The sequence below is a fragment of the Kitasatospora sp. NPDC089509 genome, assembly GCF_044749365.1.
In the GTDB taxonomy this organism is placed as follows: Bacteria; Actinomycetota; Actinomycetes; order Streptomycetales; family Streptomycetaceae; genus Kitasatospora.
This window is the reverse complement of the sequence record NZ_JBIVHS010000003.1, coordinates 397,717-412,644: the sequence shown is the minus strand read 5'-3', so window position 1 is coordinate 412,644 and position 14,928 is coordinate 397,717. Positions and strand designations below refer to the sequence as shown.

14 protein-coding genes and 1 tRNA gene are annotated in these 14,928 nt (G+C 73.7%); 9 read left to right on the top strand and 6 right to left on the bottom strand.

Annotated elements, in window-relative coordinates; translation table 11 throughout:
• Window positions 1-251: 251 nt before the first annotated feature.
• Window positions 252-1,133: a serine hydrolase gene (locus tag ACIP4P_RS08195; RefSeq protein WP_400916405.1), complete on the bottom strand. Its 882-nt coding sequence runs from the start codon at window positions 1,131-1,133 to the stop codon at window positions 252-254.
• Window positions 1,134-1,234: 101 nt separating this feature from the next.
• A complete protein-coding gene (locus ACIP4P_RS08190) occupies window positions 1,235-2,182 on the bottom strand; it encodes a LysR family transcriptional regulator (RefSeq protein WP_400915939.1) in 948 nt (315 codons plus the stop codon).
• Window positions 2,183-2,323: 141 nt separating this feature from the next.
• On the opposite strand from ACIP4P_RS08190, the gene bla reads away from it, so the two are divergent.
• The 7 genes from bla (at window position 2,324) to ACIP4P_RS08155 (ending at window position 9,052) form a co-directional block, all read left to right on the top strand.
• Entirely contained in the window at window positions 2,324-3,301 is a 978-nt protein-coding gene (gene bla / locus ACIP4P_RS08185; RefSeq protein ID WP_400916403.1) for a class A beta-lactamase, read from the top strand.
• Between the two features lie 64 nt (window positions 3,302-3,365).
• A complete protein-coding gene (locus tag ACIP4P_RS08180; protein ID WP_400915937.1) occupies window positions 3,366-4,388 on the top strand; it encodes an MBL fold metallo-hydrolase in 1,023 nt (340 codons plus the stop codon).
• A gap of 437 nt (window positions 4,389-4,825) precedes the next feature.
• Window positions 4,826-5,464 (top strand): ParA family protein, encoded by a 639-nt coding sequence (locus ACIP4P_RS08175; protein ID WP_350512278.1) that lies wholly within the window; start codon window positions 4,826-4,828, stop codon window positions 5,462-5,464.
• Window positions 5,464-6,669, top strand: coding sequence for a ParB/RepB/Spo0J family partition protein (locus tag ACIP4P_RS08170; RefSeq protein WP_400915935.1), 1,206 nt, complete (start codon window positions 5,464-5,466; stop codon window positions 6,667-6,669). Before ACIP4P_RS08175 ends, ACIP4P_RS08170 begins: the two co-directional genes overlap by 1 nt.
• 90 nt (window positions 6,670-6,759) lie before the next feature.
• A complete protein-coding gene (locus ACIP4P_RS08165; RefSeq protein ID WP_400915934.1) occupies window positions 6,760-7,194 on the top strand; it encodes an SMI1/KNR4 family protein in 435 nt (144 codons plus the stop codon).
• 273 nt (window positions 7,195-7,467) lie between these two features.
• Window positions 7,468-7,686, top strand: coding sequence for a hypothetical protein (locus ACIP4P_RS08160; protein ID WP_400915932.1), 219 nt, complete (start codon window positions 7,468-7,470; stop codon window positions 7,684-7,686).
• Window positions 7,687-7,789: 103 nt separating this feature from the next.
• Window positions 7,790-9,052 carry a response regulator gene (locus ACIP4P_RS08155; RefSeq protein WP_400915931.1) on the top strand — a complete coding sequence of 421 codons (1,263 nt, stop codon included), beginning with the start codon at window positions 7,790-7,792 and terminating at the stop codon, window positions 9,050-9,052.
• Between the two features lie 15 nt (window positions 9,053-9,067).
• Here the strand turns inward: ACIP4P_RS08155 and ACIP4P_RS08150 are convergent, their stop codons facing one another.
• The 3 genes from ACIP4P_RS08150 to ACIP4P_RS08140 all read right to left on the bottom strand — a co-directional run bounded on the left by ACIP4P_RS08150 (window position 9,068) and on the right by ACIP4P_RS08140 (window position 12,206).
• A complete protein-coding gene (locus ACIP4P_RS08150; RefSeq protein WP_400915929.1) occupies window positions 9,068-11,389 on the bottom strand; it encodes a hypothetical protein in 2,322 nt (773 codons plus the stop codon).
• Between the two features lie 3 nt (window positions 11,390-11,392).
• Window positions 11,393-11,464, bottom strand: a tRNA-Ser gene (locus tag ACIP4P_RS08145).
• 154 nt (window positions 11,465-11,618) lie between these two features.
• Entirely contained in the window at window positions 11,619-12,206 is a 588-nt protein-coding gene (locus ACIP4P_RS08140) for a TetR/AcrR family transcriptional regulator (RefSeq protein WP_400915927.1), read from the bottom strand.
• A 121-nt stretch (window positions 12,207-12,327) separates the two neighbouring features.
• On the opposite strand from ACIP4P_RS08140, the gene ACIP4P_RS08135 reads away from it, so the two are divergent.
• Both ACIP4P_RS08135 and ACIP4P_RS08130 read left to right on the top strand, forming a co-directional pair.
• A complete protein-coding gene (locus ACIP4P_RS08135; RefSeq protein ID WP_400915925.1) occupies window positions 12,328-12,768 on the top strand; it encodes a nuclear transport factor 2 family protein in 441 nt (146 codons plus the stop codon).
• Window positions 12,769-12,938: 170 nt separating this feature from the next.
• Window positions 12,939-13,805: a hypothetical protein gene (locus ACIP4P_RS08130; RefSeq protein ID WP_400915923.1), complete on the top strand. Its 867-nt coding sequence runs from the start codon at window positions 12,939-12,941 to the stop codon at window positions 13,803-13,805.
• 18 nt (window positions 13,806-13,823) lie between these two features.
• Here ACIP4P_RS08130 and ACIP4P_RS08125 read toward each other — a convergent pair whose 3' ends face one another.
• Window positions 13,824-14,774, bottom strand: a complete 951-nt coding sequence (locus ACIP4P_RS08125; protein ID WP_400915921.1) for a DUF2218 domain-containing protein — start codon at window positions 14,772-14,774, stop codon at window positions 13,824-13,826.
• Between the last annotated feature and the right edge of the window lie 154 nt (window positions 14,775-14,928).

The following is a 14,928-nucleotide window of genomic DNA, read 5'->3' as shown; positions in this document are numbered from 1 at the left end:
TGGCCGGATTCACCGACCCGCCCGGGCGCCCGCCGGAGCAGCCGCCGCGCGGTCCGGCCGTCACCGCCACCTCGTTCTGTCAGGGGCATGCCGACAAGCGGATTCCCGGACACCTCCGGGCGGAGCCGCCGAACCGTCCGGCGCCCGCGCCGGAAATGGCCGGAACCGTACGGCCGGATCCATGCGGTCGGAACCGTGCGGCCGGGATTGCGGCCGACGGCGCTGCGCGGCGCTGGGCCCGGCAGCCGCGATCAGCCCGTCGCGCCCGTCCCGCCCGTCGCGCCCGTCGCCGCCCGGGCCCGGAGGGCGTCGACGGCGAGGCGGCCGGCGGTGCCGATGGCGGCGTCGGCGGCGGGCAGGGTGATGGTGGTTGCGGCGGCACGGGTGAAGACGGCCAGGGCGTAGCGGCCGCCGTCGGGGTACTCGACGACGCCGACCTCGTGGCGCAGCGTGGGCAGGGTGCCGGTCTTGCCGTGGACGCGGACGTCGTCGAAGGGGAAGCCGGAGGCCAGCCGGTGCGGCCAGACCTGGAGGCCGAGCAGGCGGCGCAGCGCGGCGCCGTACTCGCCGGGGCAGGCGTCGCCGTGCCAGAGGGCGGCCAGCAGGGTGGTCATGTCGCGGGGGGTGCTGTGGTTGGTGAAGGCGGGGTCGAGCACCCGGAGCCGGGCGACGACGGCGGGGTCGACCGGGGAGTCCGGGCCGGTGTCCTCGGCGAGGGCGGCGATGAGGTCGCGGAGCGTGTGGACGGCGACGGTGCGGCTCAGGCCGAGGTCGGCCATGGTGCGGTTGACGGTGTCGAGGCCGAGCTCGTCCCAGAGGACGTCGGCGGCGGTGTTGTCGCTGACGGCTGCGGTGAGGTAGGCGAGGTCGCGCAGGGAGAGCCGGGCGGCGTCGAGCATGGCGGCCAGGCCGGTCCCGCCGGGGGTGCGGCCGGCGGCGGGGACGTCGACCTGCCGGGTGAGGTCGATCCGTCCGGCGGCGGCCTCGCGGTACAGCGTCACCAGCAGGCAGAGCTTGTGGACGCTGGCGGTGCTGACGGCGGTGTCGGCGCCGAGGCCGAGCTCGGCGCCGGAGTCCAGGTCGCGCGCGTGCAGCAGGCCGGTGACGCCCGCGTCGGCGAAGGCGGCGGCGATGCGGGTGCGCGCGGCCCGGTCGGGCGCGGGCCGTTCGGGCGCGGGCCGGTCGGCAGCCGCGCGGTCGGCTCCGGTGCGGTCGGCTCCGGTGCGGTCGCTGGTCAAAGCGGGAACTCCATTGCGGGCCGGGGGTAGAGCGGGCGGTGGGGCGGCTGGGGCAGCAGGCCGCCGGGTCCGGTCAGCACCTCGTGGGCGGTCTGGGCGAACAGCCGGACGGCGGGCCCGCCCCGGCCGGACGGCCAGGCCGTGGAGGTGCGCCAGGCCAGCGGGGTGCCGGTGAGCGGACGCCAGACTGTACCCGGTGGTGGTGCGGTGCGCGGCACCAGGGCGACGGCACTGCCGGTGAGGACGAGCGCGCCCGCGACGTCCGGTCCCGGCGGGTCGACGACGGCCTCGGGAGTGCAGCCGTGCCTGGTCAGCGTGGTGAGCACCTCGTCGTACAGCGCCGGGGCGGTGGCGCGCGGGAAGAGGACCAGGCGCTGGCCGGTCAGTTCGGCCACCGCGAGCTCCGGGCGGTCGGCGTACGGGCTGTGCTCGGCCAGCAGGACGCCGAGCGGCTGGTGCAGGACGGGGCCGAAGGCCAGTCCGGCGGCCGGGCAGGGGTGGCGGACGACGGCGACGTCGACGGTCTGCTGGGCGAGTTCGCGCACCACGGCCGCGACGGGCAGCTCCCGCAGTTCGAGCCGGGTGCCCGGGGAGGCGGCCTCGAAGCCGGTGAGCAGCGCGGCGAGGGTGGCCGGCCCGAGTTCGGGCGGGACGGCCGCGCGCAGCGTGCCGGCCCGTCCGCTGCGCAGGTCGGCGGCGGTGGCGAGCAGGCGGGCGGCGCTGTCCAGGGTCTCCTCGGCCTCGGCCAGCAGCAGCCGGCCCGCCGGGGTGAGGTCGACGCCGCGCGGGCCGCGGTCGAACAGGGTCACACCGAGTTCACGTTCGAGGCGCTGGATCCGCTGGGAGAGCGACGGCTGGGCGATCCGCAGGCGCTCGGCGGCGCGGCCGAAGTGCCGTTCCTCGGCGACGGCGCGGAAGTGGCGGAGGTGCCCCAGCAGGTCCATGGGCAGCCATCATAGGCGTTTCATTATCGCTCCCTTCACGATTCAAGTCTTGGACTGGGGAGCCGACGGCCTGATTGGCTGAGCGCGACGACGACGGCCGTGACCGTGACCGTTACGGCACGAACCACCTGGGAGACCACCATGACGCCCGACCTCCACCGCCCCCGCCACCTCCACCGCCCCCGCACCCGCACCGCGCTGCCCGCCGTGGCCCTGCTCCTGGCCGCACTGGCCGGCGCGTGCGGCTCGGCGGACGGCGCCCCGTCGGCGCGGGCCACCGGCACGACGGCCTCGGCCGCACCCGCGACCGGCTCGGCGAACGCTTCGGCGGACGCCTCGGTGGACGCCTCCTTCGCCGCACTGGAACAGCAGTTCGGCGCCCGCCTCGGCGTGTACGCGGTGGACACCGGCAGCGGCCGGGAGGTCACCCACCGGTCCGACGAGCGGTTCGCGTTCGCGTCCACGATCAAGTCGCTCGCCGTCGGGGAGCTGCTGCACAAGGCCTCCGACGCGGACCTGGACAAGGTCGTCCCCTACCGGCAGGAGGACGTGCTGGAGTGGGCGCCGATCACCAAGCAGCACGTGGCCACCGGCATGAAGCTGCGCGACCTGGCCGCCGCCGCCCTCCAGTACAGCGACAACACCGCGGCCAACCTCGTCATGGCCGAGCTCGGCGGACCGGCGGCCGTCCAGCAGTCCCTGCGCGACCTGGGCGACTCGACCACCAACGTCGACCGCACCGAGCCCACCCTCAACGAGGCGACCCCGGGCGACACCCGTGACACCAGCACCCCGCACGTCATGGCCACCGACCTGCGCCGCTACGTGCTCGGCGACGCCCTCACCCAGGACCGGCGCGGTCAGCTGACGGACTGGCTGGTCGGCAACACGACCGGCGGCCCGTACATCCGCGCGGGAGTGCCCGCCGACTGGAAGATCGGCGACAAGACCGGCAACGCGGCCTACGGCACCCGCAACGACGTCGCCGTGGCGTGGCCGGCGGGCGGGCGCAGCCCGATCGTGATCGTCGTCCTGTCCGACCGCGGCAAGGCGGGCGCCACCTCCGACGACGCCCTGATCGCCCAGGCCACCAAGACCGTCGTCAGCGCCCTCGGCTGACCCGTACCGAGTGCCCCCGGCCTCCCCCGCGCCTTCCCGACCGCCCCGAGGAGCTTCGACCGCCATGATCCGCCCCACCCGCCGGGCCGCCACGGACGCCGACTTCACCCGGCGCCGCCTCGCCCAGCTCGCCGTCCTCGGCCTCGCCGCCGGTGCCGCGCCGGCCGCCCTACCGGGCCCGGCCGCGGCGGCCACCCCCTCGCCGGCGACACCCGCCGCCTCCCGCACCCACTACGACCGGGCCCGCCGCCTCGCCGGGGACGACCCCGTCCTGCGGGCCCTGGTGACGGCGTTGACCCCCGGCTCCACCCTGCCCGCACTGCCCGCACCCGCGCCCGTCAAGCTGTTCGACAACCTCGTGCTGCTCAGCGCGGGCTGGGTCTCGGCGATGGCGGTGCTCACCGACGACGGCATCGTGCTGATCGACGCGCTCACCTCACCCGCCGATGCCGAGGACGTCATCGTCCCCGGACTGCGGGCGGTCGGCGCCGACCCGGCGGCGATCCGGCACGTCGTCGTGACCCACGGCCACCCGGACCACTTCGGCGGGGCGCAGACCCTCGCCGAGCGCTACGGCGCCCGCGTGCACCTGTCCGCGGCCGACTGGGACCTCCTCGCCCGCACCCACCCCGCCCACGCCCCCGTCCGCGACCTCGACATCGCGGACGGCGCCCACCTCACCCTCGGCGGCACCACGATCGAGCTGCACCACACTCCGGGGCACACCCCCGGCACCGTCTCCCCGATCATCCCGGTCCGGGCCGGCCGCCGACACCACAGCGCAATGCTCTGGGGCGGCCTCAACCCGCCCTCGACGGTGCCGGACCTGCGCACCTTCCTCGCCTCCGTCCAGTCCTTCCGAGCCGTCATGCGCCGGACGAACGTGGAGGTCGAACTCTCCAACCACCCCAACGACCACAGCCTCGAACGAGCCGAGCAGCTGCGCCACCAACCCCCCGGCGCCGCCAACCCCTTCCTCCTCGGCGGCCCCCGCACCCAGCGGTACATGGCGGTCATGGACGCGATGCTGCGCGGCCGCATCACCGACGCCGAAGCGGCCGAACGCGTCCTCGGTCTCCTGCCGTAGGCGGGCGTGGGCCGTATAACGCCTTGACAACTTCTTGACCACGCTCGATGAACAGCGAACGGGCGGCGGGCGGGCGACACGCCGAATATCCATGACCGGCTCACCCGGATTTGCCGGACCGTCGACAACAGCTGCCTTCGCGCGCCCCATGACGTCCGACGTCAATCAACAGCCGCCGCTCCCACGCTTCCTCTCCCCCCTCCCCGGTCCGAATGTCATCCCGATGTCATCCCGCGGCTTTCGGGAAATTCAGCCCATGAGTCCGTCATTGCACGCCGACACACGCGGGTCGTGTCGGACTCCGAGTCGATCATCTGGAATGCTGTTCCAGTCCGCCGCCCACGGTTTCGAGCGGCGGACGTCCGCAGTACCGGGCGAACACCTCCCCGGGAAGCCCACGGAGAGAACGGAACATCATGAAGCCATCTGTGCTTGTCGTGTCCACCGACCCCCAGGGGTCCGCGGTCGTCTGGGCCGAGCGGGTGGGCGACAACCTGCCCTTCGATTTCATGGCGGCGCACGACCACGCCGAGCAGCTGGTCAACCTCAAGAAGACCGGCGCGAAGATCCACGTGATCGCCAACCAGAAGGGCGGCGTCGGCAAGACCACCACCACGGTCAACCTGGCGGCGTGCACGTTCGACGTCCTCGGTTCGAAGGACGAGTACGAGCACATCTTCATCGACACGCCGGGCACCCTGGCCGATGAGGAGATCCTGCGGCGGGCGCTGGAGATCGCGGACGACGTCCTCGTCCCGATGATCACCGAGCCGCTGTGCTTCGACCCCACGGCCCGGACCATCCAGAAGGTCATCGAGCCGATGGACATCCCCTACCGGGTGGTCGTCAACAACTGGGACCCGCGCGACGGTCGTGCCGACCTGGAGGACACCGAGGCGTACATCGCCGCCCGGGGCTGGCCGCGTGCCAAGACCGTGCTGCGCCGGTACAAGATCCACTCCCGGGCGGTGGCCGAGGGAACGGTCGTCACCCAGTACAAGGAGAGCGGCACCGCCTACCGGGCCCGCGAGGACTTCTTCCGACTGTCCCTCGAACTCGGTTACGGGGGTCGCTGATGGCAGGCCGTCGCGTCTCCTTCGCGTCGATGGCCGCCGACGCGGTCGTCGACGCCCCGGGCGTGGAGACCACCAACGACGCCCCGGCGCGTTGGATCCCCACCGCCAGCTGCCTGCCCAACCCGCGCAACCCGCGTGACGAGCTGGGCGACCTCTCCGACCTGGCGAGCATCAAGGACCGCCAGCTGCAGAGCTGCCTCGCCGTCACCCCGGCCGCCTACCTGCGGCTGTGGCCGGAGGACCGGCAGGTCCTGGGCGCGGGCCCGGACGACGTGGTCGTCATCAACGGCAACCGGCGCCGGGCCGCCGCCGCGCTGTACGGGCGCGAGCAGCTGCTGGTCGTCGTCGACGACTCGGTGGCGGAGTCCAAGGCGACCCTGCTGCGGGCCGCGCTCGACGAGAACATGGCGCGCAAGGACTTCGACCCGATCGAGGAGGCCAACGCGGTCCTGCTCATCGTGTCGCAGTACCCCACCGCCAAGGAGGCCGCCGAGGCCGAGGGCTGGTCGCAGAGCTGGATCTCGCACCGCAAGAACCTGCTGAAGCTCCACCCCGAGCTGCAGCGCCAGGTGCGGGCCAAGGCGCGCGGCGAGGAGGGCATCTCCATCAACGTCGCCCGCCGGCTGGGGTCGGTGAAGGGCATCGAGGGGATGTCCCTGGACGGGCAGGCGGCGGAGCTGGAGCAGCTGCTCCAGGCGGACGCCGACGCCGTCGTGGCCCGGCGCGCGGCGAAGCAGGAGGCCAAGGCGGCGGCCAAGGCCCCCGGTCCGGCCCCCGCCGCCACGCCTGCTCCGGCTCCGGCTCCGGCTGCCGCGCCCGCTCCGGCTGCTGCTGCCGTGCAGGCTCCGCGGCCCACCGCGTCCGCCACCGCCCGCCCGGCGGCCGAGGCGGCGGCGCCGGCCCCCGCCGCACCCCGGTCGGAGCCTGCGCCCCGCAACCCGCAGCCCAAGGCCGAACCGGCACCGGCACCGAGCGCCGACCAATTTTCCGCGGAAAATTCCGAGCCGCTCCCGATGCCGGAGCAGCGGGCCGTCACCCCGACGGACGAACAGCCCACGGCAGCCACCCCCGACGCCGGCCTCGGCCAGGTCGACTGGCACGACGTCGAGGAACTGGCGGACGCCATCTGCCGCACCCTCTCGGCCGACGAGGCCTACCGCCTCGCCGACGCGCTGGCCAACCGTCTGCTGACGACCAGCAGCTGACACACCCCCCTCGGTGGCCCTGCCGCACCTGACCGGTGCAGCAGGGCCACCGAGATTTGGGGAGCCGCGGTCGACCTATGCTGGTGGACCATGTGGACACAGACAGCCTCCGCTTCGTTTCCGGGCAGCGGGTTCAGGGAGCCCGCCCAGGAGTCGGCACTGGCCGGGGCGGAACGCCGACTCGGCGACGAACTGCCCGACGAGCTACGGCAGTTGCTGCTGGAGAGCGACGGGATCGTGGGCCGCACCGGAGTGGACACGGTCTGGCCGGTCGAGCAGATCGTCGAGCAGAACCTCTCCTTCCGGTCAGACCCTTCCTTCGCCCAGCTGTACATGCCGTTCGACGCCCTGCTGTTCTTCGGGGACAACGGCGGAGGCGACCAGTTCGCCTTCGTGCGGACGCCGCGCAGGCCGGACATCTTCGTCTGGGACCACGAAAACGACAGCCGTCAGTGGGTCGCCCGTGACCTGCGGGACTATCTGGGCCGCTCGCTCGCCGAGGGCGGAGACGACTGGTACCGGTAAGCCCGAGGGCACGGTTCCACGGTTCCCGGCGGACTGGACGACGCCCTCGGCCGCACACGGCCTTCCGCTGGGCCCTGGCCGGACCGGGCGATCCGGTGGTGCCCGCTCCCCCGCTCGACGCCCGGTGGGGCCCGTGTTGCCGATCGGTGTCTCCGGGCCGGAAACAGGGGCGCAACGGTGGCCGGGCGCCTCATGCTGTGACGCACCGTCAGTTCGGTTCGGCTGGCGGGCAGGTCGTGGCCGGGCGAGGACCGCCACGGATCGAGGAGGTTCATGGTGCAGCGTGCGCTGCTGTCGACCAGGGCGGCTCTCGTGCTGCTGATCGGCGTGCTCACGGGAATCGGTGCGGGTGTCCTGGCTGCCGCGGGGGGCGTGCACCCGGCCCAGTGCGTCCTGTGCGGGGTCGGCGCCTTCGGCGTCGGCGTTCCGTTCGTCAACCGGCTCGTCGGCGGCTCCGAACAGGAGGCCGCCGAGAACGAGTCCGTTTCCTGACGGCTGCGCGGCCCGGGCCCTGCGGGCGCCCGGGCCGCCGCCGTCCCGTCGCTGCGAGGATGGTGGCCTCCGTGGAGGCCGATGAGACACCGGGGGTGACCGAGTGGGAGGCCTGCAACCGCTGAGCCCCGAACTGAACCGGGAGTGCCGCGCCTTCGCGGAGGCGCTGCGCAGCCTGTTCGCGGGGCTGCGGCCCGCGGTGTCGGTGCGCCGCTACAGTTCGCGTCGGCACCTGAGCCCGGGGGCGCTCTCGCGCTACCTGTCCGGACAGCGCATCCCCTCCTGGCAGTTCGTCCAGGACCTGCTCACCGACGTGGGTGCCGACCGGGGCAGCGTCGCCACCCCGGAGACGGTCCGGCTCCTGCGCTCCCTGCACGCGGCCGCGCAGCAGACCAGTGCCTCGGTCGGCCACGCCGTCCAGCAGCTGCAGTTCCAGCTGGCCGAGGCCGACCGACTCTCGCGGCGCTCCGCGGCGCACAGCGACGTCCTGGGCGACGCCCTGCTCGACCGCAACCACCGCATCGCCGATCTGGAGCTCCGTCTCCACCAGTTGGAGGGTGACTGGGCCAGGGAGCGCGCCCGTGCGGACGAGATCGCCCGGTACGGCGGCGACCGCGAGGAGCTGATCCTCGCCAAGCAGGCCCTCGAACGGGACGTCGCACGGCTGGAGGCCGAGTTGGGGGAGGCACTGCGGCGGCAGCTCGCCGCCGAGGCCCGCTGCGAGCTGCTGGAACGCCAGCTGGTCGTGGCCGAGCAGCAGGCGGGCGAGGACCCGCTGCGGATCGAGGCTCCCCCGGCCGACCCTGCCGACCCGTCCCGTTCGGGCGCTTCGGTCGCTTCGGTCGCTTCGGTCGCTCCGGGCGTGACCGGCAGGCCCGCAGTACTCGTCGTCGACGACCAGCCCTCGAACCTGGTCGCCCTCGAAGCCGTCCTCGGGGCCGCCGACTGGGACGTCCTGGCCGTCGCCTCCGGCCCGGAGGCCCTGAAGGCGCTGCTCCAGCACCGCGACATCGCCGTCATCGTCCTGGACGTGCAGATGCCCGGCATGGACGGCTACGAGACCGCGGCCCAGATCAAGAACCGCGCGCAGACCCGTGACATCCCGATCATCTTCGTCACCGCGATCGGGTCCGATCCGGAGAACACGCTGCGCGGCTACGACGCCGGGGCGGTCGACTTCATCGTCAAGCCCTTCGACCCCTGGCTGCTGCGCGCCAAGGTCACCGTGCTGACCGGCATGTACCTCAGCTACCGCGGCACCCCGCGGGCCGTGCCGCCCGGACAGCCCGTCCACACCGGCGCCGGGTGGCTGCTGCCCGCCGGCCGGCACCCGCACCCGGTCCCGACCCCGGTCCGACCGTCCTGACGACGGTCGGCGGGATCAGTCGCGGGGGTCGCGTGCCAGCCAGTGCGGCCCGGTGCTCCAACCGAGGAGGAGGCGCCCGGTGCCCGCGTCCGGCGGGGTGCCGGCGGCGGCCTGGCGCAGGCCGGTGAGGGCGGGGGCGAGGCGGGACGTGACGTGGCCGGGGTGACGGGCGGCCTCCTCGTCCAGGCGGGCGAGGGTCCGGGTGCGGGTGGCGGGGTCGCACAGGGAGAGCTGGAAGAGCATCTGACGCCAGGCGTAGGCCGCGTCCTTGACGGCGGTCACCGGGTACGGGTTGCCGTGGATCCGGGCCGTCGTCCGGCAGACGGTGGCGAAGCTGCGCAGGGCGAGGTCGTCCCAGCCGGGCGCGGGGTCGATGCCGGCCCGGGTGACCAGGGTGGCGAGGTTGTGGGTGGTGAGGATCTGGGCCTGCTCGACGACCGTGCCGTTGGCGGCGACGGACCGGCCCCGGCCCAACTCGGCGCGCCGGACGCACAGTTCGGCGAACCCCTTGGACGTGCGGGGACGGCGGATGCGCGCCAGGACCCCGCTCGACTCCGCCTCCGCGAGGTCGCGCACGGCGGCGTAGTCGATGCCGTAGTAGCGCTCGTACAGGGTGCCGCCGAGCAGGTCGGCCGCGATGCGGGCCGCGGCGAGGAACTTCGGGGTGAAGGTGCCCTGGAAGATGTCCGCCGCCAGTTCCTCGACGAACGGGGCGTCGACGCCCGACTGGCGGGCCAGGACGGCGAGTTCGCGGACCAGCGGGTTCGGCAGGAGGGTGCCCGGGAAGGCCTGGACGGCCAGTTCGCCGAGGCGGCGCAGCACGAGGCGGGCCGGTTCCCGGCCGTCCTCGTCGGCGCGGTGCGCCACCACGGCCCGTACCCAGGGCAGTTCGTCGACCCGCACCTGGCTCGTGAGGTCGGTCAGCAGCAGTGAGCGGCGGTTGCCGAAGGCCCGGTGGTTGGCGGCGACCAGGGTGCGCAGGGCCGGGTCCGGGTGGCTCCGGGCGGTGGTGGCGGCGACCAGCTGGGGGACCAGTTCGGCGAGGGCCTCGGCCGAGGGCACGACGCCGCGTTCGACGAGGGTGTCGATCGGGGCGCTCAGCGCGGCCTCGACGACCCGGCCGATGGTCGCGGGTACGGGGGTGCCGGCGGGCAGGCCGGTCTCCTCGGCCTCCGGTCCGGAGACGTCGGCGGTGAGCGGTCGCACGTCCGGTGTGCCGGTGTCCTGGGGCAGCACGGCGAGCCGGCGCAGGACCAGTTGGGCGAGCGCGTGGTGGGTGGGCCGGGCCGCCTGGACGGCCTGCCGGGTGCGGAGTTCGGTGTGCCGCTGCGAGCCCGGCCGGCCGCGACGGCGCGTCATGGACTCCACCGCGTGGCGCAGCAGGCCGAGGCGGCGGGCGTCCAGGGGCCGGCCGGCGACGACCTCGTCGAGGGCGCCACGCAGGATGGCGAGGTTCTCCTTCGGCTTGCGGTGCTTGGTGCAGCGGGTGTGGGCGTCGGCGAGTTCGCGGTACCGGCGCAGCAGTGCGGCGCCGCGTTCCAGCCAGTCGGCGTCGGGCTCGCGCTCCAGCACCCGCTGCCCGTCCCCGGCGGTCTCCAGCCAGTGGGCGAGCAGCCGGTCGGCGAACGGCTGCCAGACGGTGAGGGCCTCCTGCTGGGCCTCCACGGCCGGGTTGGGCCGCCGGTGCGCGAGGGAGCTGACGGCGTCGCCGACCGTACGGCGGTGCAGCGCCTCGGCGTCCGGGGCGGGCCGGTCGGCGGGGCGGGGGGTGAAGCGCAGCCGGTCGGCGAAGGGTTCGAGGGTGTCGAGGAGCTCCAGCGCGGCAGCGGTGTCACCGGCCCGGACCAGCCAGGCGACGGTCAACAGTGCCGCCTCCTCGGGCAGTTCGATGTCGTAGCAGCCGCTGTCGAGCAGCTCGTGCAGTCGGGAGAGGCCGGCGTCGGTGAGGCTGTGGGCGAACAGCGCCCCGCGTGCGGCGGGCACCCCGGCCCGGGCGGCGGCCTCGCGTTCGTACGGCTGGAGCGGGCCCTCGGCGCCGGCGGCGCCGGTGGCGTAGCCGCCGCGCAGGACCTCGGGGGTCACCCAGGCGGGCAGTGCGGCCACCGGGGTGCGGGAGCCGATGGTCAGGCGGCCGTCGGCCATGCCGGCGAGGGTGGCGCGCCAGCGGTCCGCGCGGGCCTCGGCTCGGCGCCGGGTGTCGGCGTCGGCGTGGGCCGCCGAGGTCAGGAGCGCCCGGGCGAGCTGCCGCTGCGGGTAGCCGGCGGACGCTGCGGACGCGGCGGTCGTTGGGGTCGTCCCGGCTCCGGCGGAGTGCTGCTGCCCAGCGTCATCGTCCATAAGCCGACGTGGCAGGTGCTGCCCCTGCGCCCTCCGGGATAGCAGCCCGGTGCTCTGCTACTGAGCTACACGTCGTCGGACCTGAGAATAGGCGTTCGACCGGCGGCCGGACAACGCAATTACGAACGGCGGCACGGCCTCCCGCGCCCGCGGCATGAACACCGGTGCGACGGGAGCGAGTTGGCCATGACGACCCGGCCGTAGGCGTGGGTGAGCGGCGACCGGTCCGTCATGCGCGGATCCCACCGGGTGGCCGCAGGCCGTCGAAGAGCACCGCGAAGACGCGTTCCCGGGCCGACGCGTCGTCGCCGAGGTGTTCCATCGCCGTGGTCGTGCCGATCAGCAGGGCGATGAGCTCCGGCGGGCCGAGCTCCGGGCGGACCGCCCCGGCACGCTGCGCCCCGGCCAGCAGTTCCGACAGTCGGGCCCGGATCGCTGTGGTGGCCTCCCGCAGGGTCGCGTGCGCGTCGACTCCGGCGGCGGCGAGTGCCTGGGCGAACTCGGTCTTGCCCGCGGACTGTTCGACCACCAGGCGGAGGCAGTCGAAGAAGGCCTCCGCGGGCGCGGTCTCGGCGGGCAGCTGCGCGGCCCGGACGGCGATCGTTTCGAGTTTGCGCACCAGCACCGCTTCGAGCAGTGCCTCCTTGGTCGGGAAGTGCCGGAAGAGCGTGCCGACGCCGACCCCGGCGGCGCGGGCGATCTCCTCGGTCGGCACGCCGATGCCTCGGGTGGCGAACACCTCCGTCGCGGTGTCCAGCAGCCTGGCCCGGTTGCGGGCCGCGTCGGCCCGCAGCGGGCGTTCCGGGGTGCCGCTCATCGACTCCCACCCTTTCCTGTTGGTTCCCGAGCCACCCTGGACAAACGGAGTGGCTAGTCCGTATCGTCGAAAGCGGATTCGCTAGTCCGATTCTAGCGACGAATCCCGTTGGGGGTTGATCATGTCCCAAACACTGTCGCCTCGTGAGGTCTTCACGAAGCTGGTCGACGGCATCTGCGCCGGGCGGTTCGCGGAGCTCGCGGACCTCTACGCCGAGGACGCCGTGGTGGAGATCGCGTTCGCGCCGGTCGGGCCGCGCTGGCTCGAAGGACGGTCCGTGCTCAGGGAGCGCTTCCAGGAACTCGGCACGAGCCTGTCGGTGGAGCTGACCCCGAAGAACGTGGTGACCCGGGAGACCGACGACCCGGAGGTGATCGTCAACGAGTGGGAGTACCAGGTGACTCAGCCGGCGACCGGGCAGACCTACAGCTCCACCAACATCCAGGTGCTGCGTGTCCGTGACGGCCTGATCGTCAGCAGCCGGGACTTCCACGACCACCTGGCCTTCGCCCGGGCCGGCGGCAACCTGCCGCAGCTGCTGGAGGCACTCGGGAAGGAGTGACGCGGGCCGTGCGGCCGGGCGGATGAGACAGGGCGGGAATCCGCCGACCGCACGGTGCGTGGGCGCTCGGGTCGACCCTGGCGGCCGCCTCCGAACTCGCCCCCGGGAAGGGGGACTTGCGAGATCGACGAGGCGTCCGAACCCGAGCGCCACCCCACTAGGATCATCGGATGACCGATCTCTGGGAGCAGGATCTGACGGCAGCGTTCTCCGTGCTGCTGGGCCGGCCGGCGGACAGCTTCGACCCCGAAGCCGAGTACGCCCTGTACTACGTCAACAAGGCGCTCATCGAGCAATGGCTCTGGGAAACGCTCGCCGACACCGACACCGACACCGACACCGCTGCCAACACCGACACCGCCGCCGACGCGCTGAGGCGGACGTGGGGGCCGGGCGACGACGGTGACCGGCCCGCGCTGCTGCGGATCTGTCTCGCCCTCGACTGGAGCCTGGACCTCGCCCGGTCCGTCTTCGCCTTCGACTTCACCGCGGAATCGGCCCTCTCCCGGGCGTTCGGCGCACGACCCGACTCCAACCTGGTCTCCGAGGCGTGCCGCACCGTCACCGGCGAGGAGTTGGCCACCGTCCTCACCGAACACGGCCTGGGGCCCGCCGATGTCGTGGCCGGTCTCGACGACGACGCCTTCACGGTCGGCGTCTCCTTCCGCGTCGTCACCGACGGCACCCTCCGGGACGCGCTGCTGACCGCGATCCGCGCGAAGCAGGGCCCCGACGGGCTGCGGCCCGGCCCTGACGAGGCAGCGGTCCTGGCGCTTCCGCCGGACCTGTTCCCGAGCGCCGAGCGGGAACCGTCGACCGAGGCGGCGCAGGAACGCGACCGCCTGCTCGCCCCGGTCCGCGACCCCCGGCTCCGTGCGCACCTCTGGTCGCCGTACCTGGACCGGCCGTGGGACCGGCCCGGCATCTCCTCCGGAGGGCCCGGCCTGCCGGGCACCACCGCCGTCGCGGCCTGGGACCTGGCCTACTTCGGCGATGTCCGACTCGCCGTCACGCGGACGGAGGGGGCGCGTCGGTAGCCGGGCTCGGTCGGCGGCTCACCGCTTGCGCGCCAGCGTCACCCCGTCGCGGACCGGCAGCATCACCGCGTCCACCTGGTCGTCGGCGGCGATGAAGGCGTTCAGCCGGCGCATCGCCAGGTCGTGCTCCTCCTGGTAGGCCGGGTCCAGGGAGCGGCCGCCGAGCAGGACGTTGTCGAGGACGACCACCCCGCCCGGGCGCAGCCGGCGCAGGATCTCCTCGTAGTACGCGGGGTAGCTGCGCTTGTCCGCGTCGATGAAGGCGATGTCGATGTGCGGCTCGTCCGGCAGCGCCCGCAGGGTGTCCAGGGCGGGGGCGATCCGCAGGTCGATCCGGTCGGCCACCCCGGCGCGCTCCCAGTGCTCCTGGCCGATGGCGGTCCACTCGGCGTTGGTGTCGCAGGCGAGCAGTCGGCCGCCCTCGGCCAGGCCGCGGGCGATGCAGAGGGAGGAGTACCCGGTGAAGACCCCGACCTCCACGGCGTACTTCGCTCCCAGCATCCGCACCAGCATGGTGAGCAGCGCGCCCTCGTCGGCCGAGACCTGCATGCCGGCGGCCCGGCCGGTGGCCTGCCTGGTCCGCTCGGCGAGGTCGTCGAGCACCTGGTCGGCGGGGGTGCAGTGGCGGAGCAGGTAGCCGTCGATCAGCGGGTGGACCGGCTCCAGCTCGGCGCCGTCGACCGGCGCGCTCCACTCGACGGTGAGCTCCTCCTGGGTGGCGAAGCGCACCAGGTGGCGGGCGACCACGTCCTGGACCCGGTGCAGCGCCTCGGTGTCGGCCGCGGCCGCGATCAGTTCCAGCCGTCCCGGACGGGCGGTCAGGACGCAGCTCGCGCCGCTGTCGAGGGTGACGGTGCCGTGCCCCGGGGAGTCGAGCGTGGTGCTGGTCTTGTGGCCCAGGTGGTTGACGAGCTGCTTGAGGTAGCGCTCGGGGCGGTCGGTGGCGATGTGGGAGGTGGACAGCGGCATGGGTGGTTCCTCTCGCCGGGTGGTGGGGTCGAGCGCACTGTGCGGTCGAGCTCAGGTTGACCGTACCAAGCGTCGATGATTGTCGACGCTTTCGTCGGGGCAGATTCTCCGCACCGGGCTCGGCGTTTGTCAAAGCGTTGAGATTTATGGACAC

Bases quoted from the DNA above. Each gene is read 5' to 3' on its own strand.
- ACIP4P_RS08190 (WP_400915939.1), bottom strand. From the start codon at position 2,182: ATGGACCTGCTGGGGCACCTCCGCCACTTCCGCGCCGTCGCCGAGGAA.
- bla (WP_400916403.1), top strand. From the start codon at position 2,324: ATGACGCCCGACCTCCACCGCCCCCGCCACCTCCACCGCCCCCGCACC.
- ACIP4P_RS08180 (WP_400915937.1), top strand. From the start codon at position 3,366: ATGATCCGCCCCACCCGCCGGGCCGCCACGGACGCCGACTTCACCCGG.
- ACIP4P_RS08170 (WP_400915935.1), top strand. From the start codon at position 5,464: ATGGCAGGCCGTCGCGTCTCCTTCGCGTCGATGGCCGCCGACGCGGTC.
- ACIP4P_RS08165 (WP_400915934.1), top strand. From the start codon at position 6,760: ATGTGGACACAGACAGCCTCCGCTTCGTTTCCGGGCAGCGGGTTCAGG.
- ACIP4P_RS08160 (WP_400915932.1), top strand. From the start codon at position 7,468: ATGGTGCAGCGTGCGCTGCTGTCGACCAGGGCGGCTCTCGTGCTGCTG.
- ACIP4P_RS08150 (WP_400915929.1), bottom strand. From the start codon at position 11,389: ATGGACGATGACGCTGGGCAGCAGCACTCCGCCGGAGCCGGGACGACC.
- ACIP4P_RS08140 (WP_400915927.1), bottom strand. From the start codon at position 12,206: ATGAGCGGCACCCCGGAACGCCCGCTGCGGGCCGACGCGGCCCGCAAC.
- ACIP4P_RS08135 (WP_400915925.1), top strand. From the start codon at position 12,328: ATGTCCCAAACACTGTCGCCTCGTGAGGTCTTCACGAAGCTGGTCGAC.
- ACIP4P_RS08130 (WP_400915923.1), top strand. From the start codon at position 12,939: ATGACCGATCTCTGGGAGCAGGATCTGACGGCAGCGTTCTCCGTGCTG.
- ACIP4P_RS08125 (WP_400915921.1), bottom strand. From the start codon at position 14,774: ATGCCGCTGTCCACCTCCCACATCGCCACCGACCGCCCCGAGCGCTAC.